Annotated in this window: 21 protein-coding genes; 13 read left to right on the top strand and 8 right to left on the bottom strand. The window is 47.0% G+C overall.

Annotated features, from left to right (window positions below; translation table 11 throughout):
* Positions 1-179 precede the first annotated feature (179 nt).
* From PN470_RS20290 to PN470_RS20275, 4 genes are all read left to right on the top strand, one after another.
* A complete protein-coding gene (locus PN470_RS20290; RefSeq protein WP_271935570.1) occupies positions 180-1,403 on the top strand; it encodes a M20 family metallopeptidase in 1,224 nt (407 codons plus the stop codon).
* 78 nt (positions 1,404-1,481) lie between these two features.
* Entirely contained in the window at positions 1,482-2,369 is an 888-nt protein-coding gene (argB, locus tag PN470_RS20285; protein WP_272105005.1) for an acetylglutamate kinase, read from the top strand.
* 168 nt (positions 2,370-2,537) lie between these two features.
* On the top strand, positions 2,538-2,759 hold the full coding sequence (locus tag PN470_RS20280; protein ID WP_002749922.1) for a DUF4327 family protein: 222 nt from the start codon (positions 2,538-2,540) through the stop codon (positions 2,757-2,759).
* Between the two features lie 43 nt (positions 2,760-2,802).
* The gene (locus PN470_RS20275) at positions 2,803-4,023 is read left to right on the top strand and encodes an efflux RND transporter periplasmic adaptor subunit (RefSeq protein ID WP_002793686.1); all 1,221 of its coding nucleotides are present in this window, start codon (positions 2,803-2,805) and stop codon (positions 4,021-4,023) included.
* Positions 4,024-4,215: 192 nt separating this feature from the next.
* On the opposite strand, the gene PN470_RS20270 is transcribed toward PN470_RS20275, so the two are convergent.
* The 4 genes from PN470_RS20270 to PN470_RS20255 are packed head-to-tail and all read right to left on the bottom strand — an operon-like array spanning position 4,216 to position 10,550.
* Positions 4,216-6,744, bottom strand: coding sequence for an SAV_2336 N-terminal domain-related protein (locus tag PN470_RS20270; protein ID WP_272105004.1), 2,529 nt, complete (start codon positions 6,742-6,744; stop codon positions 4,216-4,218).
* An 8-nt stretch (positions 6,745-6,752) separates the two neighbouring features.
* Positions 6,753-7,859 carry an AAA family ATPase gene (locus PN470_RS20265; protein WP_272105003.1) on the bottom strand — a complete coding sequence of 369 codons (1,107 nt, stop codon included), beginning with the start codon at positions 7,857-7,859 and terminating at the stop codon, positions 6,753-6,755.
* Positions 7,849-9,699: a VMAP-C domain-containing protein gene (locus PN470_RS20260; RefSeq protein WP_334310462.1), complete on the bottom strand. Its 1,851-nt coding sequence runs from the start codon at positions 9,697-9,699 to the stop codon at positions 7,849-7,851. The genes PN470_RS20265 and PN470_RS20260 overlap by 11 nt, the downstream gene beginning before the upstream one ends.
* On the bottom strand, positions 9,699-10,550 hold the full coding sequence (locus tag PN470_RS20255) for a hypothetical protein (protein WP_271935549.1): 852 nt from the start codon (positions 10,548-10,550) through the stop codon (positions 9,699-9,701). The genes PN470_RS20260 and PN470_RS20255 overlap by 1 nt, the downstream gene beginning before the upstream one ends.
* Before the next feature lie 213 nt (positions 10,551-10,763).
* Between PN470_RS20255 and PN470_RS20250 the strand changes: the two genes are divergently transcribed.
* Both PN470_RS20250 and PN470_RS20245 read left to right on the top strand, forming a co-directional pair.
* Positions 10,764-11,093, top strand: a complete 330-nt coding sequence (locus tag PN470_RS20250) for a type II toxin-antitoxin system VapC family toxin (RefSeq protein WP_271935548.1) — start codon at positions 10,764-10,766, stop codon at positions 11,091-11,093.
* Positions 11,094-11,907: 814 nt separating this feature from the next.
* Complete coding sequence (locus PN470_RS20245; RefSeq protein WP_271935546.1) at positions 11,908-14,319, top strand: hypothetical protein; 2,412 nt, start codon at positions 11,908-11,910, stop codon at positions 14,317-14,319.
* Positions 14,320-14,511: 192 nt separating this feature from the next.
* Here the strand turns inward: PN470_RS20245 and PN470_RS20240 are convergent, their stop codons facing one another.
* Entirely contained in the window at positions 14,512-15,066 is a 555-nt protein-coding gene (locus PN470_RS20240; RefSeq protein ID WP_103113204.1) for a Uma2 family endonuclease, read from the bottom strand.
* 200 nt (positions 15,067-15,266) lie between these two features.
* Between PN470_RS20240 and PN470_RS20235 the strand changes: the two genes are divergently transcribed.
* The 7 genes from PN470_RS20235 to PN470_RS20205 all read left to right on the top strand — a co-directional run bounded on the left by PN470_RS20235 (position 15,267) and on the right by PN470_RS20205 (position 23,665).
* The gene (locus tag PN470_RS20235; RefSeq protein ID WP_002734354.1) at positions 15,267-15,443 is read left to right on the top strand and encodes a hypothetical protein; all 177 of its coding nucleotides are present in this window, start codon (positions 15,267-15,269) and stop codon (positions 15,441-15,443) included.
* A complete protein-coding gene (locus tag PN470_RS20230; protein ID WP_272105001.1) occupies positions 15,440-16,498 on the top strand; it encodes a DUF3326 domain-containing protein in 1,059 nt (352 codons plus the stop codon). Before PN470_RS20235 ends, PN470_RS20230 begins: the two co-directional genes overlap by 4 nt.
* Positions 16,495-17,076, top strand: coding sequence for a CPBP family intramembrane glutamic endopeptidase (locus PN470_RS20225; RefSeq protein ID WP_002802419.1), 582 nt, complete (start codon positions 16,495-16,497; stop codon positions 17,074-17,076). The genes PN470_RS20230 and PN470_RS20225 overlap by 4 nt, the downstream gene beginning before the upstream one ends.
* Positions 17,077-17,178: 102 nt before the next feature.
* Positions 17,179-17,622, top strand: coding sequence for a DUF3531 family protein (locus PN470_RS20220; protein ID WP_103113206.1), 444 nt, complete (start codon positions 17,179-17,181; stop codon positions 17,620-17,622).
* 122 nt (positions 17,623-17,744) lie between these two features.
* Entirely contained in the window at positions 17,745-20,099 is a 2,355-nt protein-coding gene (locus PN470_RS20215) for a GH116 family glycosyl hydrolase (protein WP_272105000.1), read from the top strand.
* Between the two features lie 177 nt (positions 20,100-20,276).
* Positions 20,277-22,757, top strand: coding sequence for a CPBP family glutamic-type intramembrane protease (locus PN470_RS20210; protein ID WP_272104999.1), 2,481 nt, complete (start codon positions 20,277-20,279; stop codon positions 22,755-22,757).
* A 125-nt stretch (positions 22,758-22,882) separates the two neighbouring features.
* Positions 22,883-23,665, top strand: a complete 783-nt coding sequence (locus PN470_RS20205) for a hypothetical protein (RefSeq protein ID WP_103113209.1) — start codon at positions 22,883-22,885, stop codon at positions 23,663-23,665.
* A 177-nt stretch (positions 23,666-23,842) separates the two neighbouring features.
* Here the strand turns inward: PN470_RS20205 and PN470_RS20200 are convergent, their stop codons facing one another.
* From PN470_RS20200 to PN470_RS20190, 3 genes are all read right to left on the bottom strand, one after another.
* Positions 23,843-24,262, bottom strand: a complete 420-nt coding sequence (locus PN470_RS20200) for a type II toxin-antitoxin system VapC family toxin (RefSeq protein WP_103113210.1) — start codon at positions 24,260-24,262, stop codon at positions 23,843-23,845.
* Complete coding sequence (locus PN470_RS20195; protein ID WP_271935535.1) at positions 24,259-24,474, bottom strand: hypothetical protein; 216 nt, start codon at positions 24,472-24,474, stop codon at positions 24,259-24,261. Before PN470_RS20195 ends, PN470_RS20200 begins: the two co-directional genes overlap by 4 nt.
* A gap of 257 nt (positions 24,475-24,731) precedes the next feature.
* Positions 24,732-26,255: a DNA methyltransferase gene (locus PN470_RS20190; RefSeq protein ID WP_272105008.1), complete on the bottom strand. Its 1,524-nt coding sequence runs from the start codon at positions 26,253-26,255 to the stop codon at positions 24,732-24,734.
* Positions 26,256-26,601: the final 346 nt, after the last annotated feature.

Raw genomic sequence — 26,601 nt, 5'->3', positions numbered from 1 at the left:
CCTTCCCCTATTGCCCAAGGATTGCCCTTTCCGGCGCTCAAATTATGATGAAGTTTTGTAAAGAAGGGTGTGGGGTGTGGGGAGAACAAAGCTGTCTCCTGTCTCCTGCCTCCTGCCTCCTGTGGCTCCTGAAGTTAAACTAGAAACCAGTGATCAAAAAAACTAGCCGTCCGAACCCGATGATTTCCTCCTTTCCTGTCCCCAATAGCTTAAATTGCCCTCAAATTCGCCTTGCTATTCGTTCTCTACAGCCGCAATTAGTCCACTGGCGCCGACAAATACACCAAAAACCAGAACTAGGCTTTCAAGAACATCTCACCGCCTCCTTAATCAGTCAAACCCTGACTAAATACGGAATTGACCATCAAACCGGTATCGCCGGCACCGGAATTGTCGCCACCATCGCAGGCAGTCAACCGGGGCCAGTTTTAGCCCTGCGGGCCGATATGGATGCACTACCGATCGCCGAAGAAAACCAAGTCCCCTATCGTTCCCAACATCCGGGCCAAATGCACGCCTGTGGTCACGATGGTCACACAGCCATCGCCCTCGGTACAGCAGTTTACCTAGCACAAAACTGTCACGATGTCAAGGGGATCGTAAAAATTATTTTCCAACCCGCCGAAGAGGGGCCGGGGGGGGCGAAACCGATGATCGAAGCGGGAGTGCTGAAAAATCCCGACGTGGAGGGAATTATCGGGCTACACCTCTGGAATAATCTGCCTTTAGGGACAGTGGGCGTAAAAAATGGGGCCTTAATGGCGGCGGTGGAATGTTTCGATCTCCAGATTCAAGGCCGGGGCGGCCACGGGGCAATTCCCCATCAAACCGTCGATTCACTACTGGTGGCGGCCCAAATCGTCAACGCCTTGCAAACCATCGTCGCCCGCAACCTTAACCCCCTCGATGCCGCCGTGGTGACTGTGGGTAAATTAGCGGCGGGAAGCGCTAGAAACGTGATCGCCGATAGTGCTAATCTCAGTGGGACGGTGCGCTATTTCAATCCCCAGTTAGGGGGCTATTTCCGACAACGGATGGAAGAAATTATCGCTGGCATCTGTCAAAGTCACGGGGCCAGTTATCAATTCGATTACTGGCAATTGTATCCCCCGGTAATCAATCATGATCGGATGGCGGAATTAGTGCGCTCCATCGCCGCACAAGTGGTGGAAACCCCAGCCGGAATCATTCCCGAATGTCAAACCATGGGAGGGGAAGATATGTCCTTCTTTTTACAGGAAGTACCGGGCTGTTATTTCTTCTTGGGATCCGCCAATCCCGAATTAGGATTAGCCTATCCCCACCATCATCCCCGTTTTGATTTTGATGAATCGGTGTTAACCATGGGAGTCGAGATTTTTGTCCGTTGTGTCGAAAAATTCTGTAGTTCTAAGACTTTCTAGCAATCCGTTCAAGGTGAACAGTTTTTGTCAAACCCGAAACCGCTAAACTGGTCACTGAATCAGACAGGTAAAAAACGCATGAATAATAATATCCAGGAAAACGATGCCCAACGGGTGAAAATCCTCAGCGAAGCCCTACCCTATATACAAGAATTTCGCGGTCGTACTGTAGTGGTTAAATACGGTGGTGCGGCCATGAATAACAGCGATATCAAAGACACGGTCATGCGAGATATCGTTTTTCTCTCCTGTGTAGGGGTTCGTCCCGTGATTGTCCACGGCGGCGGTCCTGAAATCAATAGTTGGCTGGATAAATTGGGCATTGAACCCCAATTTAAAGACGGTTTACGCGTCACCGATGCCGCCACCATGGATGTGGTAGAAATGGTGCTGGTGGGGCGCGTCAATAAAGAAATTGTGGCCCTGATCAATCAAGCCGGCGGTAAAGCGGTAGGATTATGCGGTAAGGATGGTAGTCTGATCACTGCTCGTCCCGTGGGTAAAGAGGGTATTGGTTTTGTGGGAGAAGTGAGCAGTGTCGATACTAGCGTCGTCGAATCCTTGGTCAATAGTGGCTATATTCCCGTGATTTCCAGTGTGGCCGCCGATGAAACCGGCCAAGCTCATAATATCAATGCCGATACGGTAGCCGGAGAAATAGCGGCGGCTTTAGGGGCGGCTAAACTGATTTTGATGACCGATACAGCCGGAATTTTAGAGAATTACAAGGATCCTTCCACTTTATTGGCTAAATTGGATATCCAACAGGCCCGGGAGTTGATTCAAAAAGGCATCGTTGCCGGCGGGATGATTCCCAAAGTTGGCTGCTGTGTGCGATCGCTGGCTCAGGGAGTTCAGGCCGCTCATATTATCGATGGTCGTCTTCCCCACGCCCTTTTACTGGAAATTTTCACCGATCGAGGCATCGGTTCCATGATTGTGGCCTCCGGTTATACTAATCTATAGTAGTAATTACCGTACTTTTGGTTAAAAAGACTTGCCTAAAACCACAGATATGGTGTAAAAGTAAGTTAATAAACGCGCTTCTCGCTCCTTTGTAATGGCAAAAGTCTTAGTCTTGAGTTAGTTTAGTCGGGAAGCGCAAAATCTGAAGTATTCATAGCAATTGAATTTATGACCAAACAAGCTGTAGCTCACCCGATGGTGAAGTTTCAACGCAAGGCTAGCAAGTGGATAGATGCAAAAGTAGTCAAACCTAGCGATAGTATCTGGAAACTGGCTCTTTTATACGGAGATGAGTGGGGATACTGGAAGCAAGAGCTGCTCGATTTCGGTTTCTCCATGCAAGACCCTCTCAGCGAAGTGGTAGCGGTAGAAGCTTGGGACGAGGAATAAGCGACCATCGACTCAAAAGCAGCTTTCTACCAAGATTATCGCCATGGGATCGACTCCGATTATCCTTTCCGCTCTGGTTATCTTATCCTTAAGCGCGAGTTGTTCTCCCAGGACCGAAACCCAACCACCGCCACCAGCGGCCCGTACTACTACCGTCAACGTCACCACCGCTAAACTGGCAACCATCGGACGCAATCTCGATTACACGGGAACTACCCGACCTTTGAAAGTGGTTTCTCTGCGATCGCAAGCCACCGGTCAGTTACTTAATCTCGTCGTCGATGTGGGAGATGAGGTGCAATTAGGACAAATCCTCGCTCATGTTGATGATCGTCTCCTTGCCACCGTTGTCCGGCAAGAAAAATCCGCCCTGTCGGCCCTAGAAGCGGAATTAGCCCGGGCGAGAATTGAAGTCAGTAACGCTGAAATTGAAGTGGAGCGCCTACAACTACAATACCAACAGGCCAAAAATGATGGCGAGCGCCTGCAAAAATTAGCCCTAGAAGGAGCGATTCCCCTGCAACAGGGCGAAACAGCCCAAACCACGGCGGCAGTGGCTTTAAAAGCCGTTAATAGCGCGAGATCGAGAATTAAAGTCGAGGAACAGGTGGTGGCGGCAATTATCGGCAGAATTGCCGCCCAAAAATCGGTCATCGCTCAGGAACAACAACGTCAGGCCTACGCTATTCTTAAATCACCGGCGACGGGGATAGTTATCGAAAAACTAAAAGAGCCGGGGGATTTAGTCAGTATCGGCGATGAAGTCCTCAAAATTGGTGATTTTCAACAGGTCAAGGTAGTAGTATTATTATCGGAATTGGATTTAAAAACGATTAATTTAGGACAAACGGTTAATGTCAGCCTTGATGCTTTCGGTGAGAGAAATTTTTCCGGTCGCATCAACAGGATTTTTCCCCTCAGCCAAGGCACGGCCCGGCGGATTCCCGTGGAGATTACTCTACCCAATGGGGATGGTTTAATTAAAGGGGGATTATTGGCCCGGGTGCGGTTTAATAATAATTCTGCCCCTCAGGTGATTGTCCCCGAAACAGCAATTGTCAGTCAGGGGGAATCCCCAGCCATTTTCGTCCTTTCCGAGTCTAACTCGCAAGTGCAAAAACGTCCCGTTCGTCTCGGTCAAGCGCTTGACGGTCAAGTAGAAATTATCACCGGACTTGAACCGGGGGAGCGTTTCGTCGTTAATAGTAGTAAACCTTTGCAAAATGGCGAAAAAGTCCGGGTCAGTATCCTGAGTAATCCTTGATTAGTTGGGGATTGCTAAGTAGTTAGGTGTTAAAAACTGTCAGATTACCCCCCTTATCAAGGGGGGACTAAGGGGGGATCAAACCCCCCAGGTAATTGACCACTCCTAAACCAATACACTTGTACTATAGCTTGCCTAAAAAAATTCCAGAAAAGGGAATGAGGGAAAAAAGGGAAAAAAAGAGAAAAAGGATTACAGGGTCCTCCCAGCACCGCACACCACCCGAAAACCGATGTAGTAGTAGCTGCTGTCGCGGCGGAGTTTGAAGGTGCGGTAAGCAGAACGGCAGTTACGAGGATCGTAGTACCAAGAACCGCCCCGCAATACAGAAGCTCGGTTATACGTCAAGAGTTTATTTATACTATTTAATAAGTTTTGATAACGATTATCAATGTTTTTTTTGTCCCAAACGCTCCCGTCTGTGGGCGGTGCGCCTTGATAATCTTTGTACCACGGATCTAAACACCACTCCCAAACATTCCCGTGCATATCGTACAGCCCGAAGGCGTTGGGGTGATAGGAGCGGACGGGGGTGGTTTTCTGTGGGGATTTTTTCGGCTTTTCTTGTTGATAGACTATTGAACTATCGTAATTCGCCAGTTCTCCCGTGATCGTCTCGCCAAAGTGGAAGGGGGTGGTTGTTCCCGCTCTACAAGCGTATTCCCACTCGGCCTCGCTCGGTAAACGGTAATTTTTTCCCGTGTGACGGGACAGACGGGCGCAGAATTCGATCGCATCGTACCAACTCACGCGCTCGACGGGGTTATTATCACTTTCCTTAAACTCCGCAGGTTCTGGATCGAGGTCTTTTCCTTCCCTCGGTAGGTGGGCCACGAACCGCCATTGCGCCCGTGTAATCGGAGTCTGGCTCAGGTAGAAAGCACTGACGCTCACGGGGTGTTGGGGTTTTTCAAACTTGTAATCGCCCTTTTCTCCCGGTGAACCCATCAGGAATTCGCCCCCCGGGATAGCAACCATAGTCAGGGGTTCGATGCCCTCCCCTAGGGGTTCTTGGTAGTAGTAGGCCTCCCGGGATTCTCTTTTGGTAATTATTCCCCGTTTATTGACGTATAGGGTCTTGAAGGGGAATTTTAGGAGTTTTTCCGGGGTCAAGATTTCCTGTTTTCGCTGCCTCACTCTCTCCTCGATGTCTTGGGCGATATCGGCGTACTCTCCCCCCCAAGTGCGGAGAACAGCCGCGTCCACCTCAGCGAAATAGAGAGAGCGATCGCTGACTGCATCCTCTAGAGAACCCTGTGGATTGGGGATTAGAGCCGAAAAATCGCGAAATTCACCGTAATGGTCGCGAATATAATCGCCGATGCCGCGCCAAATATCGATCGTGCGTCTAGCGGCACTATCTGCCAACAGTAGCTGACGAATGCCGGGGTAAAAATCGTACCAAGCATCCGGAACCGTCGCTCCCTCCGGACTAAAGGTAGATTTTTCGACCAGTCCGCTAAAAAAGACCTCCGCTAGATGCCAATGTTTACTATCGGGTAAAAATCGCCGCTGTGCCAATCGCATCACTGGAGGAATCAGGGGAACGGCCGCCAGCACTTTGGCCAGTTCTCGGGCCAAAGGACTGGCATCGATTAAAAAGCCTCTCAATAACTCTTCCGGGGATTCCGCTTCCGGAGCAGCTGCCTCTTCTTCTCCGGTTTCACCCATATTCACCCCCGCAGTGGTTGCTCCCATTAAAACCCCCTGAATGGAATTACCACCGCTCCCAGCGATAAATTTCGCCCAGGTTGCAAAGTGAGCAGGGGATAGATTGAAAATGGGGAACCGATAGAGAATCTGCTTCGTGCGGAGTCTTTCCCCCACTTGCAGTATTGCATTGGCAGAAGCGGGACCCGGTGCGATCAAAGGCCGGAGGATCGCCCCCTCTAAAGCGGTTCGTTGCCATAGCTCCTGCGGGAAAATGTGAGCAATGGTGACGGGGTGTTCTTTGCCCAGATCCGCTAGGGTGGCAAAGGCAGACCTCGATCGCCAAGCTTTCCCCAAAGTATCGGTTAGGACAATAAAAAGTCGGTTTCCAGAGGGTGCAACCAGACTGCGAGGGTTCCGTTCGATTTGCCCCGCACCGGAAAGCAAACGAGCTTCATTTTCACCCGTCTCGAACCACCAAACCCGCACATCCCTAAAAAAGCCTTGCCAACGGAAGAGAGTGGTCATTCCCCCCGCTAGATCTCCCCAAAATTCCATCGGGGGAGAGCGATCGATCAACAGGTGAACCTCTAACCAACGTTCTAGGGGAGGTCGGAAAGCGAGCATCGGTAATCCCCCCGCTTCGGCCGTCCGTTCCACTGTAACCTCGATATCCAACTCGTCGGCCCGTAATCCAGGCACGCGACGCGCTAGGGGGAGAATTGCCTTACTGATGGCGGTGGGTTCGGGTATCGGAAAGGGATCGGGGACGCGAACGGGAGAAGAACGATCGCTCTCGACCGAATCGCGCTTCCGGGGTGTCTGCATCGGGCGATCGATGGTTTCGGGATAGGCAACGGGGAGCGTTGGCTCGATCGCTCCGGGGGGAGGGGTTTTTTCACCGCTGCCGGATGACCGGTTATCCTCCTTATCATTAGATGAGGTTGCTTCCGACTGTTCAGGCTGCTCGATCGACCAAGGCGCGATAATTCGATCGAGGTAAGCAGCGCACCAGATCAGTTCTGCCATTTCCCTCTCGTCTTCCCACCAGATGGCTTTTTTCCCTTCCATCTCTCCCCCTACCCTTGCAAGGATTTAAAGATGGTGTCTAGCAGCGATTGGCGATCGGGGTCGGTGAGGTCGTTTCCCTGTAGTAACAGATAGACCGCGTTGAGCAGTTGATCGGTGGCTAGTTTGTCTTTGCGTTTAATTCGATCGAGAAATTTCTGGATCAGTTCTCTGGCCGGTTCTTCCAATTGATTCAGGCTCTCTGGGGGGAAACGTTGCTCTAGTATCCGATAGAAATCATCCTCGTTGTCGGGTTGTTCTAGTCTTAAACGCAAACATCGACGCAGGAAAGCAGGGGGAAACTCCCGGGCCTCGTTACTGGTCATGAATACTAGGGGGAACTCCTGACAAGACACACAACCTCGATCGATCGGGATTTTTTCCTCGCTGTCATCCTGTTGACCGCGATAGGGAAGAACCGATTGGTCGCCGGTTTTTAATCGTGTCAGTTCCGGGATTTCAAAAAATCCCTCCTCGAAAATATGGAGGAGATCGTTAGGCATATCGATGTCGCTTTTATCGATCTCATCAATTAGCAGCACCGCCGGTCGTCCTGGACGGGATCGATAAAAAGCCATCCCCATGGGACCTAATCTTAGATAGCTGCCGATATCTGGTTCCTCGTACTCTCCCCCCTCTCCCACTTTCTGTCTTTGTAGGGAAGCTTCCTGTAACCTTCCGATCGCATCGTAGGCATAAAGACCCTCTTTAAGGGTGGTGCGGGAAACGATCGACCAACGGTAGGGGCCGGGTAGTCCCAATTCCCGCGCGACTGCGTAGGCCAGGGAAGTCTTGCCGGCGCCGGGGTTGCCCTCAATCAGTAGGGGACGACGCAAGCAGAGGGCAGCATTCACCAATTCCACCGCTTTCCCTTTCTTATCCACGACGAATCCTAAAGCCCTAGGGTCGATTTTTCCCTGTTCGGGCGGTATTTTCTGCGATTTCGCCGCTTTTGTCCATTCTTCCGGGGACAGGCTAAAACTGCGCCAAGGGGGTGGCGGTGGGATGCGATCGAGGTGTTTTCTTTGTTCTTTGGGTGTGGGTAAACTATCGGCACTCAGGGTCAAACCCCGATAGATGCGAAGGTCTTCTGCTTTGGTAACTGGTTTATTGGCCATTGGATTCCACCACTCTCGTGTTTAGAGGTCTTGGTCTCGGGGAGGGTTTGGGGTATAGATCGTCCCAGAAAAGGGCGATTTTTCGCTTGTTTCTGCGTAATTCTTTGATCTTATCGGGCCAGTTTTTCCATTCCGAGGGTTTTAGATCGTTATCTGTCATCGGTTGGTTGGCGTTTCGACTCCAGACGGCGATCGGCAGGGATTCCACGATCTCTTCCAGATCGGCGATCGATGGTTCGGCTCCGATGTAGTAATGTTCCCAGTCAAGATCGCTATTATTTTCCCATAAAGCTCTCTTGATCTCCTCGATCTTGTCGCGTATTTCTCGGAAATCTTCATCGAAATAGCGATCGAAGGAGTTAATAAAAACAGGATACTCGTATCCGATAGATGGCCTCTTACCAGTTCTAAACTTAATATCTTCTAGGGAGTGTTTCAGCAAAGCAAATGGAAGGAAAAATTCAATCTCTAGTCTTGCTCGATCGGGTAAATAGTAAAATATTTCAGGAATTACCTGATAGAAACTATTTTGCATTTCTTCTAACATAAAAACTTGTTCTTTTTTATAGATATTCCATAACTTAATTTTATCGTTTATTCCCACAAAAAACATCGTATTTACATGAAAATATTCTGTTTGTAAGCCAGTATTATTATGTTTATCAATTGCGGGTGAGATTACAATTTGTATTCTTCCTTCTAGTTCGATAATTTTATTAAATTTATCCCACAATTCTCTCGCATATTTCTTGATTGTGTCTAACTGCACACCATCCCTATATCGAACAGCTTCACCTTTCCAAGTATCAATATCTTCAGCAATATCTAGGGTTTCATCCTTAAATAACTTCAATCTGCACCATTCAGAAAATAAAATCAAAGGACATATTTCTTGATTAACTGGCTTACTAGACAAATCTTTTAGTTTTTCTCTAAGCTCTTGTATGTTTGAAATAGATGACGATTTGGGATCCTCATAGACTAACAGAAAAGAGTTGATTAAAAATAAACTATTATCGGAATTAATATTTAAAATATTGAAAAGTTTTTCGATTAAATTAAATCGTTGATTTTCCCATTTTTGGTCAGCTTTAGGATAAGTAGGAAAAAAGATAGCATGGGTTTCAATTCCTAGCGCAGAATAATTAACACGCTGATTACTGTCAACATTTTGGTTCATTTTATGAACCAACCAACCTAGATCGACATATCCAGAGTGGGAATAAAAATCGATCGCTTCTATATCATCGAGAGCTTGTTGCAGCGATCGGGATAAAACGCCTTCGATCGCTGTATCTTTTGACCTACAAGCTGCCATAACATGAATAGCTATATTAGCTCCTCGAACCGCTTCATATTGTTTGATCGCATCGCTAACGAATTTTATAATATCTCCCGCACCACTTTGGGAGTAACAAGTATCAATAATATAGAGAACTTGAGAGATTGTTACTTGGTTATTTTTAATAGGAAGAACTAAGTCTTGAGTCGGTAAAGCCGTTGAAGGTATATCGTCACTATTTGTGTCTTCCAGTATGAGATAATGTCTATCACCTTGACAATATTCGCCATGACCGGAATAGTAAAAAATAAGAATATTTTTCGTTCCATGCCGCTCTCTATCCCGAAGCCAATCAGGGAATAATTTTTTAAGATCGTTAGTTGTGGGATTCAAGTGTAAACTTGGCAGAACTCTTTCATATCCAAAACCACTGGTAAACAGACTGTTCACCAATTCTAAATCCGTCTCGACGCTGGGTAATTGCTCGAATGCGTTGTAATCCTTTGTCCCACAAGCGATTAGATAATACTTGATTTCTTCATCCATACCATTACCCATCAATCGATTAACCCCGATCGAATCGCTTCCCCAGTTTCAACCGCCGTCAGATACCTTTTGGCATCGTGAGCCTCGCAACCATTATAAACTAGCTTATCCTCGATAGTTCCCTCAAATAAAGGGTTGAGTTCCTTTGTCAACGCCACCACATCGCCATCGTCCGCGATATTCACCCATCTTTCCACATTTCCGGGCCAGCACCCCAGGTTATTGCGGGGGGATGGTTGCAGTCGATCGAAAATTAATTGTCTTATCCCCAAAGGAGAACCGAGAGTGACAAAGACTTTAATCGGCCATTCTGGATGCTGACATAAAGTTTCGTAACAGACGATCGAACCGAGAGAATGAGCTACAAGTACCCGCGTATCTTCACCGATACATTCTATTACTCGCTCTTGAATCTGCTGTTTTAGCTCTTGATCGTGTAAATAGCTCCCCACTTGCTTAAGATAAGAAATAACCAATTTCTCGGCAATGCTACCGAAAAACCGAGATTCACTTAACCCCGACAAAGCTCTCTGGATAATTTTGGGGGTAGATTTTTCTCTCAAAAGGCTATCTGCATTCGGATGATTATTTTCCACTCGTTCCGTTTCTTGCCACCACAACTGGAGTAATTCTTTTTCCCAATCGGAATCGACATCATTAACATCGTAGTTCGGGATGCCGATCGCTTTCGATTTTCCCCGAAAAATATCTCCGTAAAACGCGCAACGAAAATCGGTATCGGACTCTAACTCGGTTCCCGCGAGTTTCAATCCATCCTTGAGACTTGGCAACCACTCAGCAGAAATCGTGTGGCTACCCCTAAATTCTTGCGCGATACCGTGAACACCGACAATTTTAGCCATGATCCTCCAGTTATAGGGCTTTCCTATCCCTGTTGATTTTCAATTTTAAGATGAAAAGTTAAAACTGATCAAATTTTTATTGCAGGATTTAGGAACAAATAATGTCGATTCCGATCAGACTTTATTATCTCAATTAGCCAGAACTTGGACAGAGGCGGATGAGATGGATTTTTTACAAAATATAGAGGCCTTTCGAGCAGTTGAGGAAAGTTTGTGGAGCTAAGACCGATTCTACTGGATACCAACGCTTACACCGCTTTTAAACGTAATATTTTTGAAGCAGTTGAGGTTATTAGGAACAGGCCTTTAATCGGTTTAAATAGTGTAATTTTAGAGGAATTATATGGTGGTTTTGAGTTGGGTTCTAGAGAGGAATATAACCGAAGGGAACTTAAGCAATTTTTGGAAATATCCAAAATTAACCGTTTTGCGAACGCAAAGCGCTCGCTACGCGAGATCGATTGCGATACCGCCGAGTATTACGCTAAAGTTTATTGTGACTTGAGGAAAAAGGGCAATCCGATTCCCACTAACGATATGTGAATCGCGGCGATGGCTCTACAATATAATCTGGCTTTATTTAGTTATGAAAAGCATTTTCGGGCGGTCAATGGGTTGATAAAGGGAAATAGCCGCGCCGATTTTGCGATTATTCGATCTTAAGAGAATTGCTTCGGCTCGGTATCGCTGAAAGTGTAGCTTCAAGGGGTACCAGGAAGCCAAAAGGAAGAATCGAACTTATCAAAAAATATTTGAGAGGGAGTCCTTAACCTTTGTTAAAAATAAGTGAGTGGACAGACTCGGAAAAATTAAGTTTTGAAAATTTGACAGCGCTTTACTATACTTTCACTTTACCCTAGAAGAAGAGCATCAAAAAGTCAAAAAATATACATGAAGACGGTTAAAAAGGAGGGAATAAGCCAACGACCTCATCCCCAAAAAAAAGCGTTTTTAAGTAGGAATTAAAAGAGCGGCGGACAGGGTGAGTAGTTTGAAAGATTGAGAGGAAAAATCCCATGACGACAACCGTTCAACGCTTAAGCCAACTAAATTTTGCATCCCTATCACCGGCGGGGGGATTGTTCCCGTCGCCGATCGCCTGGGAAGACCAAGCGCGTTCTATTTCTTAATGCTTGATCGCTTCTCCGATGGTCGTGAAAATGGGTACAAGGACAACGAGGGGAATTTAGTCCAGAGCGGGACAACCCCACCCTACAGTGCCGCTGGTGCGGAGAATGCCGTGAAAACAGAGTGGGAAAGCAGTTTTGGTAACTGTTCCGGCGGCGGGTTTTGTGATTTTTGAGTGAGGTGAGGGGAGCATATCAACGCACAAAGTGTATGTATTAGGAGAGAAAAAATGACAACCTTTAGAATTTCTGGTCAAATTATCGATCTTCATACGCACCAAGGGCTATTTGCAGTTCGAGTTGAGGCGTGGGATAAGGACTTGATCTGCAGCGACTTAGTTGGCAGTGCGGTTACTGATAGTCAAGGTGTTTTCCAGATAACATTTGACGAGTCTTATTTCCAAGAATTGTTCTTTGACCGACGGCCCGATCTATTTTTTAAGGTTTACTCCGCTGGCAATCTTATCAAGAGTACTGAAGACTCTGTGTTGTGGAACATCAACGCTAAAGAAATTCCAATTGTAATTGAGGTTGAGATGATGATAGATACAAGACCAAACCTAACACCCGATCGCCAACCGATCAAACCTCTACAGGCGCAACGACTGGCAGCGCTAACAGGCTTGAAGGCAGAGGAAGTTGTCAATAAGAACGTTGCCGAACTAAGTGAACAGCTTAAGTGGCAAATTGATCCAGAGCTATTCTTGTTTCGCCGCATCTGCGGCAAGGTTGTGAAGACTGACCCGACGACAGGCGTTGATTATCCAGTTCCAGGTGCAACTGTCCACATCCTTGATACTGATTGTACCTTCCTTGGATTATTTCCCATCGAATCTCCTTGGGCTTGGCTATTCCCGGTCTTTTGCCATACGGAGGAGATCGGCACTGCCAAGACTGATGGCTGTGGTAATTTCTGTGCCTGGGTGCCACGCTTTGAGATTGATTGGATTTTGCGGTGGCGGTTAGAGCGTCATTGCTTAGGAGAACTGCTAATTAAACCGAAGTTGCTCGATCTGCTGAAGTCTCTCAAGCTGATCCCAATACCACGGCCCGGACCCGATCCAGGTCCCGATCCAGTAACTTTCCTGGCTCGCAACCCAAATGCGATCCGTCGCGTAGCATCGTTGGCTGGTAAAGAGGTTGCACAAAAATTGCAGGTGATCGCTCAGTCAGCGGTCAGTAACCTACGCCCGACTGAGAGCCAAGCACTGCTCAATCGCCCAGTGTTTGACCGCTCAGTTCCTCCCCCCATTCCCGATGCTTTGCGTCAGTTAGATAGCGCTTTCCAGCAGGGAGGACCGCAGGTACTAGAAACACATCTAGGCAGTAAGCATCAGTACCAGCTTGACCTGAAACGCTACATCGGTCCCTTCCTTCGCCCACCGTGTTGGTATGAGATTGAGGCTGAATGGTTGCCGCTCCTTGATGTCCCGGATATCACCTTCCGCGTCACTCAGGATGTGGATAGCGATGGAACCGAGGAGACGATCTACTCTGAGGGTTTCTTTGATGTGCGCTGGAATAAGGGAGCTATTTCGCCAGTCACTCTGCACGCCTCACAGATTGCAGTGGCTGCCCCCCTGTGTGGAAACATACCAGAGATTACCTGTACTCAGGCTGGAGAGGGAGCGGGGATCAAGGGGATTAGTCTGATGCTCGCCGAACCGCCAGCAGTGGGGGATCCACCTGTCAGTGGCTACATCGATCCAGTTACTGGTTTTGCCCGTCGCCCCAACCGCCCCCATCCTGACGGACTGATCAAAGGTTCAGCCTTTTCCACAAACGATCCAGCCGCAACAGCTCCATTCCTTGGTACGCTCCTGCTGCGTGGATGTAACCAGATGCCGAATGCAGCCTTCTACCGTGTGCTGTACAGTCACAACGGGGGGCCAGAGGCACCGTTCCTCAATTTAAGCTGGCCGATTTTTCGTCCGTTGGGCAGTCCGCCTACCTGGGTCAACCCAGTGGACGGGAAGGGTTGGTACAATATTCTGCCCGACCCTGGCAATTGGTTGGTTCCTTATCTTCTGCTGGCCTGGCCTAGTTACCAGTTCCAACCAGGCACCTATGAACTGCGCGTGGAACTGGCGAATGCAAGCAAGAACCATCTTGTTTATTCCAAACCTATCCGCGTGAACGTGGACAACTCGTCACCCTTGGGGGCAATCACGTCCCTGAATTGGCGGGTGGTGGGCAGTACGATCTGGACTTCTCTTCTACTACAATGCCCGGTAATACGGCGACCCGTTGGTGAGGATATTGAGTTTCAGGTTGTCTGGCAGGTTTCATCGCTGCACCTTCTGTACGGGCAACTGGTTGCCAGTGGATGTGGTAGCTCAACCGCAGTTCTATCGCTACAACCCCCTATGCCCACAGCAACGTCTGCACAGACGTTGGCAACAACTGAACACTGGTACACCAGTGAGGCCGACAACACCATGAGTGCCACAGCAGTCTATCGTTTGAAATTCCCTAGTGCGGGACAGCCAGACAATCAGGGTGCGTACTCGTTCTGGGTGAATGCCTACAGTCGGGCGATCGACCCCAGCCACGCAACGGGTTACAACGCTGACTGGAACTACAACCAACTGTGGATCGGAGGGACAATAGACTTCCACTCAGTGGCCGTAGTCAATTTGTAAAGGCTCTTCTCAAGCGATAGGTGATCGCACTTTGGCGGTTTCTGACAACACAGTTTCAAGAAATCGATTTGACAAAAGTGCGATCGCAGTTCTGGAAAAGAAGGGCGATCGCTATCGCTAAATAAACAAGAAAGAGAGGTATCTAGTCAATGATGCCTTTCAACTTCCAACGGGATAACGGTGTTTATCACTTTAATCTATTCCCCGGTAGAGATCGGCGATCGCTAACTCTAGGTTAATACTTGGCAGGATCACGCGATCGCCTGTCTCGTAAATAGTCGTTTCCCATGTCCCCAGAGAATTACGGCGACGGCATTCCACGCGCTGGATTTCTTGGGAAATTAATACATATTCTTCTAAAGTTTCTATCTGTTGATAATCTTGGAATTTTTCGCCCTTGTCAAAAGCGGCCGTACTGGGGGAAAGCACTTCCGCAATTAGTTTCGGATAGCGTTTCAGATAACGATCTTGGCGATCGCGCGGATCGCAGGTAACAAAAGCATCGGGATAGTAATAAAACTGATCTTGATAGTTAACCTTGACATTACCCGAGTGAAACCGACAGTCTGTAGAGTCGCCGAAATGTTCGTCAATGACTTTGAGAAAATTGAAGGCGATGCGATCGTGATTATCCGTACCGCCGGCCATCGCATAAACCAAACCACGTCGGTATTCATGACGGATCTGACTCTGGCGCTCGATAGCGAGATATTCTTGGGGACTGATGTAGTTGGGAACTGCGATCATAATCTCTAGGGGAAAGCCTAGTATCAATTATAGTACGAGAACGGCTCTTATCGACTTTGTGTGATCAGTTTAACGATGTAGTAGCGATCGATCTTTGTGTTCTTCGTGTCTTTGTGGTTCCTGACCCAGAGAGCCGATAAACCAGCGCAAGAGGGCAAAATCTTGATAAACTGAGGGGATAACTATTCTAGACCATTCCCATGACCACTCACTTTATTAGTGCCGAAATCGACCTACAGGAAACCCCGCAACAACTGCAGCAAGAAATCGAAAAAGAATTAGCCAAACGCGGTGAACCCTTGCGCTGGGCAATCACAGAAGTGGATACCGAGAATAATCAAGTCAAAGTCGAAGCGATTGTCACCACTGCCTCGTGAATTCCCGTCCCTATACCGCCGTACTAATTATTCCCACCGGCATCGGGGCAGCGATTGGCGGTTATGCTGGGGATGGCATTCCCGTGGCCAGAGCGATCGCCCAGGTTTGCGATCGCCTAATTACCCATCCCAATGTCCTCAACGGCGCACAACTGTACTGGCCTCTAGCCAACACCTATTATGTGGAGGGTTACGCTTTAGATCGTTTTGCCCGGGGGGATTGGGGATTAAGTCCCGTCCATCAAAATCGCATCGGGTTACTATTTGATCGCGCCATTGAATTTGACCTCTTGCAAAGACACCTTCAGGCTGCCGATGCTGTCCGGGCCACCCTAGGCTTAGATCTGACCGATTACCTTGTCACCGATGCCCCCTTAAATGTGCAGTTGCGAGAGGCAGCCTCTGGGGCCAGTTGGGGAACAATTGGCAATCCCGACAGCTTGCTGCGGGGGGCAGAAAAACTGATTAAGCAGGGCCGGGCGGAAGCGATCGCCATTGTTGCCCGTTTTCCTGACGATCCCGATAGCATTGCCCTGGCTAATTATCGCCATGGTCAGGGGGTGGATCCCCTTGCCGGGGCCGAAGCGGTGATTTCCCATCTGGTGGTGCGACAATTCCAAATACCGGCGGCCCACGCTCCCGCTTTAAGTCCGCTGCCCCTCGATCCGCAACTTTCCCCCAAGGCCGCGGCCGAAGAAATCGGTTATACTTTTTTACCCTGCGTTTTGGTGGGTTTGAGTCGCGCCCCCCAATTGGTCAAGCAGCCCAGTCCCGATGCTATTTGGAGCCGGGAGGTGGACGCACTGATCGTTCCCGCCAGTGCCTGCGGCTCCAGCACAGTTTTAAGTTTTTGTCAAGAAAAAACCGTACTGATCGCTGTCCAGGAAAATAGTACAAGAATGAAGGTGGCCTCAGAACCCCTAGGGGTGAAAGCAATTAGGGTACACTCATATACAGAGGCGATCGGTGCGATCGTTTGTCAACGGGCAGGGGTTAACCTCGCATCTCTTCGCCCTAATTTAAACTCTTTACGCTGTTTATCCGAGAATCCGTGACTAATTCCCCTAATCCCGAATTTGATCCCCTGACACGCACACAAGTCCTCACCATTATGGCGGTAACGGCGATTATCTTGCTGGTAGTCGCCAAAGTTTGGCAATATTTCGGTGCGATCGCTATTCCCGCCATTCGCTGGACTCTCCCGGATTTCCTGTTCGGATTAGCCTTAGCGGGGGCAATTAGTGGAATTAGTGGGCTTCTCTATGGTTTTTGGCCTAGTTATCGCCATAGTGCTAACTCTTACTTAGAATTAGTCATTAAACCTTTAGCTTGGCCCGATTTAATTTGGATTGGATTACTGCCGGGGTTAAGTGAAGAATTATTATTTCGCGGGGTGATTTTGCCGGCTTTGGGCTTAAATATCTTTGGTTTAACCGTTTCTAGTCTAATTTTTGGTATCCTCCATTTTAGCGGTTCCCAACAATGGCCCTATGTTATCTGGGCAACTGTTGTCGGTTTTGCCCTCGGTTATACCGTCATCATCACCGGTAATTTATTAATCCCGATCCTCGCTCATATTATCACCAATCTCCTCGCTAGTTTTCTCTGGAAATTACAGCATAGTAATCAGTAATCAGTAATCAGTTATCAGTTATCAGTGGGGAAGTTATCAGTTATCAGTTATCAGTAATCAGTTATCAGTTATCAGTGACTACTCCTGTCTCCTATAAAAAAAATGGAAGTGCAATTTCGCGAATTTAATCCTTTTGATGTCTGGTTTTGGCTGGAATTTTCGACGGTTCCCTCGAATATGGAACAGCAGTATGTAGAAGAAGTTTTTGCCTCTTGGTTTTATTTGGGTAAATTAGGGGCTTTCAATGCCGAAAACCTACAGGTACAGGAGGTGGGAGTCGATATTAGTTATATGGAATACGATCCAGATATGGTCGAAAATGCCTTTATGTCACCGATGCACAATATGACCGATTTTGAATACTTAGGTACTTGGGGACGTTGTTGGTTTGACCTTGGTACTAGCGATCTTATTGCTTTGGATATTTTAATCAATGCCTTGACCCAATTAAGTAAGGATTTTGTCGATATTAAACGTTTAATTATCGGTGGAGAAAATCAAGATTGGCCAGTAAGCGATCGCAGTAATTATCTCTTTAGCGAATAATTAGGTTTTACTGAAAAAGTTTCTTGGTGGAGTCAGTATTCTCCGAGTCAGGAGTTTATTTTTATTTATTTATTCTCCCCACACCCGACACCCCACACCCGACACCCCACTTAACCACATCTATGCTTAATCTCGTCTCCCTTCCAGAAATTCCCGCCGCTGCTTGGAAACGTCCTCTAGGCAAAGGTTGGGAAAAACCCTACAGCGTCCGCTACGCCAGCAATTTAGATGATGGTCCTTGGCATGGGATGCCTCTGGGGGGATTTGGGGCCGGTTGCATCGGACGTTCCCCCAAAGGTGACTTTAACCTCTGGCATCTGGACGGCGGTGAACACAGTTTTAATAGCCTTGCGGCCTGTCAATTTAGCATTTTTGAACAAACAGAAGACGGAAGCGCCCAAGCCTACGCTATGGCGACGGAAAGCCCGATGGATGGAACGTTATCGCGCTGGTCGTGGTATCCAGCCGAAAAGGGAACCTATGGGGCCCTTTATCCCCGCAGTTGGTACGAGTACAAAGATGTTTTTCAGACTCAATTAATTTGCGAACAATTCTCACCAGTTTGGGCGCATAATTATCAAGAAAGTAGTTATCCTATTGCCCTATTTGAATGGACGGCCCATAATCCCACCGATAAACCAATTACTATTAGTATTATGCTGACTTGGCAAAATACAATCGGTTGGTTTACTAACGCGATTAAATCCCCAGTGGTTAAAGTGAGAGATGATGGTAGTCCCGTTTATGAATATCAATCAAAATGGGGGGAAAGTGAGGGTAATTATAATCAATGGATTGTCGATAATTTCCGCGTTGGCTGTCTAATGCGTCGGGATTACGAAAACCCCGGGGAAGGGGATGGACAGATGGCGATTGCCAGTATCACTAATCCGAGTCTAGAGGTATTCTATCTGGGTAAATGGAACCCTGCTGGCGATGGGGGCGAAGTTTGGGATTATTTCGCCATGAATGGCTCTTTACCGGATATTGAGGACGAAACCCCTGCCGAAAAAGGGGAACAAACGGCCACGGCCATGGCGATTCGTTTTACCATTCGTCCGGGGAAAACTCGCAAAATTCCTTTTATTTTAGCTTGGGATTTACCAGTCACCGAATTTGCCCAGGGAATTAACTATTATCGTCGTTATACGGACTTTTTCGGTCGCAATGGTCAAAATGCTTGGGCGATGGTACGCACGGCTTTAAAACAGGGCGATACATGGCGAGAAAATATTATTAACTGGCAAAAACCGATCCTAGAACGCAGCGATCTGGCCGATTGGTTTAAAATGGCTTTATTTAACGAATTATACCTGCTTACGGACGGCGGTACTCTCTGGACGGCCGCCACGGAACAGGATGCCATCGGTCAATTTGGGGTCTTAGAATGTATTGATTATCGTTGGTATGAAAGTCTTGATGTGCGTCTCTATGGTTCCTTTGGGTTACTGATGTTATGGCCGCGCTTAGAAAAGGCCGTCATGGAAGCTTTTGCCAGGGCAATTCCCAGCAGTGACGACACTCCTCGGATTATCGGTTATAACCAAGCTAGTGCCATTCGTAAGGCTAAAAATGCCACTCCCCACGATTTAGGCGCACCCAATGAACACCCTTGGCAAAAGAGCAATTACACCAGTTATCAAGATTGTAATCTCTGGAAAGATTTAGGCAGTGATTTTGTTTTATTAGTCTATCGGGATTATTTATTAACGGGGGCTAAAGATGAGGATTTTCTGCGGGAATGTTGGCCGTCAATTGTTCTGACTTTGCAATATTTAAAAACTTTTGACCTTGATAACGATGGCATCCCCGAAAATTCCGGCGCACCAGACCAAACCTTTGATGATTGGCGTTTACAGGGAATTAGTGCCTATTGTGGTGGTTTGTGGATAGCAGCCCTAGAAGCGACGCTGAAAATTGGGGCAATTCTTGGAGAAGATACGGCAATTTTTGCCAGTTGGTTACAGCAATCTCGCGCTATTTATCATCAGACTCTCTGGAATGGAGAATATTATAATTTAGATAGTGGCAGTGGTTCCGATGTGGTGATGACTGACCAATTATGCGGTCAATTTTATGCTCGTTTATTGGCTTTACCGGATGTGGTAGAAAATCAATACACGCAATCAGCTTTAAGTAAGATTTATCAGGCTTGTTTTCTCAAGTTTCATGGGGGAAAATTTGGGGCGGCTAATGGTTTAAAACCCGATGGTACTCCCGAAAATCCCGAGGCAACTCATCCCTTGGAGGTTTGGGTAGGAATTAATTTTGGGTTGGTGGCTTTTTTACTACAAATGGGAATGGAAAAGCAAGGATGGCAAATTACGGAAGCAGTGGTGCGACAAGTTTATGAAAATGGCCTACAATTTCGCACCCCAGAAGCAATAACATCGGTGGGAACTTTTCGCGCTTGTCATTATTTACGCGCCATGGCTATCTGGGCTATCTATGGGATTTTGACGGAATTTCAGGGATAAGTAGGTAGGCGTTAAAAATTATCAGATGCCCCCCTTATCAAGGGGGGATCCCCCCGCCTATCGTCACCCCCCTTATCAAGGGGGGCAGGGGGGATCGAACCTAAAATCCATTTTTAATTTAATTATAACCAGCTACTTAGTCTAAACGCTGTAGGCTGGAGAAACCTGACTCGATCTATGAGCGTCAGCTATGCCATGAAAAGAACGATTTCCCGGATTGTCTGGATACTTCTCTCCCTAGCAGCGATCGCTCTAGCGGTTTTTCTGTTCAGTCCGCGGCCTGTGGAAGAAGCCAAGGCTGACTACTGGATCATGAGTCGGTTAGCGGTCAATCAACCGGGCTATTTTCCCCTAGAGCAATCCCTCGATCCGCGATGGTATCGCCCGATCGCCCCCTGGATCGGTCGCCTGATTTTGCCAAAACCGGAGGAATATTCGGCGAAACCGGGGGAAGATTGGACTTGGTTGCAGGTTTACCAAGCACCCCGGCCGGATTTAGTCGGTCAAAAAGTTCGTTTAGGTTGGCGGCAATCCCCGGCACTGGCTCGATATTTAGGACTGGTTACTAAGGATATTCGCTTCACCCCGGAGGCGATCGAGAGTGAAAAACAGGGAAATATCCTACCAACTCGCCTGAATGGTCGTTCAGGGGTTGGACCACTGCAAGCACTGGCCGGATCGCGACCGCTCGATGATGTGGTGGTCAGCTTTCCCGATGCAGAAATCGGGGAAACGTCATTACAAGTGGAGCGAATGCCCTTGATCGTTACTGGGCGCTTTGTGGCATTGGTGAAAATTATCGGCGAAGCTCCCCCCCGAACCTCCACCGATATCCCCAAGGTTTGCCCCGGTTCACCCCCCTGTGGCAGCGAACTTTTCCGAGTGCAACACTATAACCGCGACAGTGGAAAATTCGACGGCAGCTCGGAAGTGATCCGCATTCCCCAACAACCCTTAGTTTCTGGAGGACGTTTTATCTCGACCCCTCGACAGTTAGCAGCAGCAAGCGAAGGAAATCAGGGCTGGTATATCTACGGGGCGCAGGGACGGGATAACCTCTTTACCGTTCAAGCGCTCAAACCCCGATCGCTGTTTCAACTGCAGCCGACGGAAACCCTGACTGGGCTGCGATCGGGCCAAGATTACATCGCCCGTGGCACTTGGAACGATACCCCCGCCCGCAAAGGAACCGCCAGTCGGGTAACAGTCCTGCCGGAGGGTGAAAAAAAATCGTGGAAAGAGGGCGATAAAGGCATAGGAATTCATCTCTTCGGGGGAATCGGCGGTAAAAAAGGCGAATCAATACAATTGGCAACGGTAACAGGTCATTTTTCCTATTTTCTCTACGAAGTGATTCGGGATGCCCAGACGGGAGAGCTGCAGTGGCAGCTCGATTACGATCAGGTGTATGCACACAATCCCCAGGGGATTTTATCGGGATATCAGAGTTGGGCGAACTATACGGGTAGTTTAGAGCGGGGATGGCTTAATTCCCGACCCCTATCCGATGCGATCGTAAAATTAGACCTCTTGGAGGATTACAACTTTGGCGGGGTTTCTCTGTCCCCCCTGACAGAATTCCACAAGCAGTTAGAGATCATGATGGCTCGCTACCGGATCGGGGACGGGACCGGGGTTTCTAGTGTTACCCCCGCGACTTCCTGCGTCCAGGACTCGAATCAGGCCCTTTATATCACGATCGCTACCCTGCGCCACCAGTTTGAAACCGATCCGCAGATCGCCGCTTGGTTGACAACCCATGCCGATGACCCAGAAACTTTGCGTTTTCAACGTTTGGGACAATTGGGCGATCGTTTGGAACAAGTATTAGCTCCCCGGGGGGTGATCCGGGCTGATTGGCGGCAAAACGCCGAAATTCTCGCCGGTATCACCGATAGTCGCGGAAAAGGCTTGATTCGGGAAAATACACTGGCTAACGCTCTACTAAGCTGGCGATCGATGTTACCGCGAGGCAGCAATGATGTGATCGGTGAGATTTTCCTGCGGTCAGGAGCTACTCTCTGGTTCCTCCGTACTAATCAGGTCGGGGGAGCGATGCCGGAGATTTTACCCCTCGCACCGACCAAGTTATTCGGGGAAATGCCGATGATCGCGCCGATGCTCCGTCGCACTTTGGGAGCGCTCGTGCTGCCCCTTACCGGTCGGGATTGGGGGGTGACGGCGATTGGATTGGGATTATACGGTGCGATCGCCTTAACTATCGGTTTCTGGTCGGGTTTTTTACGTTGGCGCTCCCCCGAACGGAGACCGTTAGAGATACTGAAAATGCTCGTCTTTTGTTTTTTCTCCCCGGCATTGTGGGAGGAATTCGTCTTTCGGGTGCTGTTAATTCCCCATCCCGAAACGGCGACTTCCACTGCTAACCTGATCCTCTCTGCTCTGGTCAGCATCACGCTTTTTACCGTCTATCATCCCCTCAATGCAATTATTTTTTACAAAAAGGGCAATCCGACTTTTTTTCAGCCTATTTTCTTGATTTTAGCGGCTTTATTGGGATTAACTTGCACTGTTGTCTATTGGCTGACCGGTTCTCTCTGGACGATCTCGGTGGTGCATTGGTTAGTGGTGGTGGTTTGGTTGCTGTTTTTGAACGGTCTATCTCGACTGACACGGCGATCGAAGCGTGGCAGTTTTTAATCTTGTCTCGATCGGACAATACCTTAGCTTACTGCCAAGAACTCTATCAACAGGGAGAGAAAATGGAGAAATAGGCGGATTGAGAATTACAGTATGTAGAGCGGAGTGGAAAAATCGGAGGGAAGATGCGAACAATGGATAGGTTAATGACCGGGGAGTACCGACGACTATCTCAGAAAACGGCAATTTGGGTGGCAACTTTGTGGGGATGCCTCTGTCCAGGATTAGCGATCGCCGGAGTTCCCAATGGAACTTGGCTTTCTCAACCTCAAATTCGGTTTTATTCCTCCACTAATACCCTCGGCCAGGTCATGAAAGACATCCAAAGCCAAAACTATAAGGTGGTCTTCCTGGATTTTCGGGGGGTGTCCGATGAGGTACAGCGGCGGGTGAGTCGGGAGGCGCGAGAGTACAAGTTAATGCCGGTGGTCTGGGTTCAGTCGCCCCAGTATCGTTCCCTGACCGTCGCCGGACTGATCCACGAGGCTCGCCATGGCGATGGGATTCAGGTCGATGACCATTTTTTTGCCCATTATTCGGAGGAGGAGTTCCAGTCTCTAGATTTTCAGTACCAGAAACCGATTTTTTGCAGCATTCAGCCATTTCAAGCGGATTTAGTCAAGCGCGGTCGGTGCAATCAGCTTGACGTTCAATGTTATGCCACCCAAAATTTTCAGAACTGTATCGTCCTGGCCCAAAGACTCGGTGCGGTGGTGAGTTTGTCGGAGCGAGATACTTTTAGATATAGAGAGCAACTGGGAGCGCGGCCTTTCAACGTTTTTTTATGGCCTTACAACTATTTTCCGCCCACAACAAAAAATCTCTTTCATGCGGTGATTACCTTTCTGGGGGAGCATTATGGGGTGGGAAAGGTGACGGCTAAGATTATTCACCCTAGACCTTTTTAGCTGAAATGATTTATCGAGTATTAAGTAGGTAGGCGTTAAAAGTTGTCAGATGCCCCCCTTATCAAGGGGGGCAGGGGGGATCGGCACCCCCCTTATCAAGGGGGGCAGGGGGGATCGAACCTAAAATCCATTTTTAATTTAATTATAACCAGCTACTTAACACAGAACAATTACAGATTAGAAAAACCAATTTTCAATCATTAAACCCTTAAAATCTTTAAAATCATCAACATTATTGGTAACTAAACTCAAATTGTTTGTAAAAGCAATAGACGCTATTTGACCATCAACAAAAGCAGGACTTTTACCGACTTTAGACAGCCTTGACCTTTCCCGTGCGTGATATTGGGCTGATTTTAAGTCATAATCGAATAAAGGTAGATTGGCTAAAATAACGTTATTCACATAATCCTCTAAGTCTTGGCGTTTTTTAGACAGAGGAAGTCGAAAACAACCAAATAATAGCTCATGGATAACCAGAGTAGCTGTGGCTATTTCCCGTTTAGATAATCTTAGCTTCGTCATAACCTTCTGATTCGGGTGAGGTCGTTTAGCCTCTGACAAAATATTAGTATCTAGCAAATATTTGAGAGTCATAAACGAACATCTCTCCCCGTTGAATTGTCGCGCAAATTATCAAAAGTATCATCATCAAGACTTGCCAAATCTACTCTTTGCCTAAAATCTTGCAAGGTTGACCAAAAATCATTAACCTCTCTAATTTCCACTAATACCTCTTCATTATCAGGAAAATCAACTTCCTCTAATAACTCAATATTTTTGCCTTTTTTAATTACTTTAAGTAACATAACATCAACTCCTTCTAAGCTTAACTAGCTACCAGCAAAAATTCTTTCATCAATAAAATTATAGCACTTAATAGAATAATTTACGAGAGAGCCAAAAATATGAGATGCACCCGATAAATAACCACTGAATGGATAGGTTTATGGGGATAGCGTCAATAGAGTCTGGTGGCATAATCTAGCATTCTACAGGGAATATCTTCCTTAGGGTCGGTTTGGAACTTTTTAACACCCTATCCCCAAAAATAACAAAAAGAGTTTTATTCGGGAAAGGGTATATCTAAACTCATTTGTTGTCCTTGGGTTTCCCTTTGTTTTTCGGCAGCTTTCAGGACTTCAAAGGTGAGGATAACATCGAGACGTTTTTTCTGTTCAAGGATTTCTTGTACTGTCACAATCTCAATTTTATCCACACTTTGACTCATATAACGACCGCGATAAATTCCCGCAGATTTGGCTGTTTGAACCATATCTTTGCTAGGGGGTTTCAAGGTGATAAATATACCCAGGGCTGCCCCTTGTAGTGTCATGGTTCCCTGTAGATCTCTGATGTCTCCTGATTTGACATTACCGGATTTTACTTGAAAAATAATTTTCTCCCGATTGTCTTTATCTCCCTGAAAATAGGCAATAGCATCTACTCCTTTATCTGCCCCTTTTTTATCATTAATCACAGCCCGGTTATTACTATAGGTTAAAACCGCCCATTTCTCAAATTCTTTGCGGGTACGATCATCGGGTTTAGTGGCTAATGCTTTGGCTGATTCTATATCTTTGGGAATACCATTCAGTTCAATTTTATCTAAAACATTTTTACCAAAGGAGTCCTCTAATCGCTTTAACATTAAGCTAATACTCTGATAGGTTATATCAATTCCAATCCAGTTTCTTTCTAATCTCTCCGCTACAGCGATAGTCGTTCCACACCCACAATAGGCATCTAAAATTACATCTCCTTTATTACTACTTGCTTTGATTATTCTTTCTAACAATGCCTCCGGTTTTTGTGTGGGATAACCCAGACGTTCTCTATCTTCTCTATTAAGAGTTTCAATATCTGTCCAATAATCCTCAGCAATTTTTCCTTCATCTAAATAATATCTATAAATTTTATTAGTTTTACTATCCTTTTTTTCTTGATATTGTCTGCCATCAGAATCTGTTCCAACTTTCATGTGAGAATTTTGTTTCCTAGGAATTGTCGCACCTTTTTGGTTAAACGTATGTTCTCTATTGCTTTTGGTATAAAATAAAATCACGTCATGCTTTTTACCAAATCTGTTGTTAGATTTTCCGCCAATTGAATAACACCAAATAATCTCATTTTGAAATTCTCCTTTCTGAGAGCAAAAAATAGTATCTAAAACTATTTTTAAATAATGACTAGCAGTAGGATCGCAGTGGAGATAAAAGCTACCGGTAGATTTTAAAACTCGATGGATTTCCACAATCCTCAGAGTCATACTCACCAGATAAGCGAGAAGACTACCTTTACCTAAAACTTTGGTTAAACCGTCAATTAAATCGATAGTCTGACTGGTAAATTTACCCTGATAGTTGCTTTGAATTTCTTCTAAAGCTTCGTTAGCGTGATTATCCCATGTCCAGGTATCTACAAACGCTTGTGCTTGTGCTTGATCTTCCTTGCCTAAGTTGTTATAAATTTGGTTGTAATTGCGTTTAGAATTAAAGGGTGGATCGATATAACAAAGATCGATCGATTCATCTTTGATATATTTCCGCAGCACTTCTAGGTTATCACCGTAGTATAATTTATTGACCATAGAGATTAAGGGGATTGACTGCATTCTCAATTGTATTATTATTCCCCCTTAAAGAGGACGAATGCAATCGCTCCCGACAATAATATTATTGTCGGGGCGCATCGTGGTCAGTGAGTTGATCGAACTGTGTGCGCTCAAAATTTAATTTTCTTAAGTCTATCTTGCCTGAAAATGAGGGGGTCGCAGGCAGGCACGGATTCCCATTATATAAACAAGTATATGTCAAGTGCTGGGATTTTGTCAAGAGGAATTAAGTAGCTGGTTATAATTAAATTAAAAATGGATTTTAGGTTTGATCCCCCCTGCCCCCCTTGATAAGGGGGGTGCCGATCGGCGGGGGGATCCC

The organism is Microcystis sp. CS-574, from assembly GCF_028329095.1.
Taxonomy (GTDB): domain Bacteria; phylum Cyanobacteriota; class Cyanobacteriia; order Cyanobacteriales; family Microcystaceae; genus Microcystis; species Microcystis ichthyoblabe_A.
Note: the sequence above shows the minus strand (reverse complement) of the source record. Positions and strands in the feature narration are given on the sequence as shown.

What these genes read in the sequence shown, in the direction of transcription:
- PN470_RS20210 (WP_272104999.1), top strand. Translation starts at nt 20,277, where the DNA reads ATGAGCGTCAGCTATGCCATGAAAAGAACGATTTCCCGGATTGTCTGG.
- argB (WP_272105005.1), top strand. Translation starts at nt 1,482, where the DNA reads ATGAATAATAATATCCAGGAAAACGATGCCCAACGGGTGAAAATCCTC.
- PN470_RS20270 (WP_272105004.1), bottom strand. Translation starts at nt 6,744, where the DNA reads ATGGAAGGGAAAAAAGCCATCTGGTGGGAAGACGAGAGGGAAATGGCA.
- PN470_RS20265 (WP_272105003.1), bottom strand. Translation starts at nt 7,859, where the DNA reads ATGGCCAATAAACCAGTTACCAAAGCAGAAGACCTTCGCATCTATCGG.
- PN470_RS20290 (WP_271935570.1), top strand. Translation starts at nt 180, where the DNA reads ATGATTTCCTCCTTTCCTGTCCCCAATAGCTTAAATTGCCCTCAAATT.
- PN470_RS20240 (WP_103113204.1), bottom strand. Translation starts at nt 15,066, where the DNA reads ATGATCGCAGTTCCCAACTACATCAGTCCCCAAGAATATCTCGCTATC.
- PN470_RS20215 (WP_272105000.1), top strand. Translation starts at nt 17,745, where the DNA reads ATGCTTAATCTCGTCTCCCTTCCAGAAATTCCCGCCGCTGCTTGGAAA.
- PN470_RS20280 (WP_002749922.1), top strand. Translation starts at nt 2,538, where the DNA reads ATGACCAAACAAGCTGTAGCTCACCCGATGGTGAAGTTTCAACGCAAG.
- PN470_RS20275 (WP_002793686.1), top strand. Translation starts at nt 2,803, where the DNA reads ATGGGATCGACTCCGATTATCCTTTCCGCTCTGGTTATCTTATCCTTA.
- PN470_RS20220 (WP_103113206.1), top strand. Translation starts at nt 17,179, where the DNA reads ATGGAAGTGCAATTTCGCGAATTTAATCCTTTTGATGTCTGGTTTTGG.
- PN470_RS20195 (WP_271935535.1), bottom strand. Translation starts at nt 24,474, where the DNA reads ATGTTACTTAAAGTAATTAAAAAAGGCAAAAATATTGAGTTATTAGAG.
- PN470_RS20255 (WP_271935549.1), bottom strand. Translation starts at nt 10,550, where the DNA reads ATGGCTAAAATTGTCGGTGTTCACGGTATCGCGCAAGAATTTAGGGGT.
- PN470_RS20205 (WP_103113209.1), top strand. Translation starts at nt 22,883, where the DNA reads ATGCGAACAATGGATAGGTTAATGACCGGGGAGTACCGACGACTATCT.
- PN470_RS20260 (WP_334310462.1), bottom strand. Translation starts at nt 9,699, where the DNA reads ATGGGTAATGGTATGGATGAAGAAATCAAGTATTATCTAATCGCTTGT.
- PN470_RS20245 (WP_271935546.1), top strand. Translation starts at nt 11,908, where the DNA reads ATGACAACCTTTAGAATTTCTGGTCAAATTATCGATCTTCATACGCAC.
- PN470_RS20235 (WP_002734354.1), top strand. Translation starts at nt 15,267, where the DNA reads ATGACCACTCACTTTATTAGTGCCGAAATCGACCTACAGGAAACCCCG.
- PN470_RS20190 (WP_272105008.1), bottom strand. Translation starts at nt 26,255, where the DNA reads ATGGTCAATAAATTATACTACGGTGATAACCTAGAAGTGCTGCGGAAA.
- PN470_RS20200 (WP_103113210.1), bottom strand. Translation starts at nt 24,262, where the DNA reads ATGACTCTCAAATATTTGCTAGATACTAATATTTTGTCAGAGGCTAAA.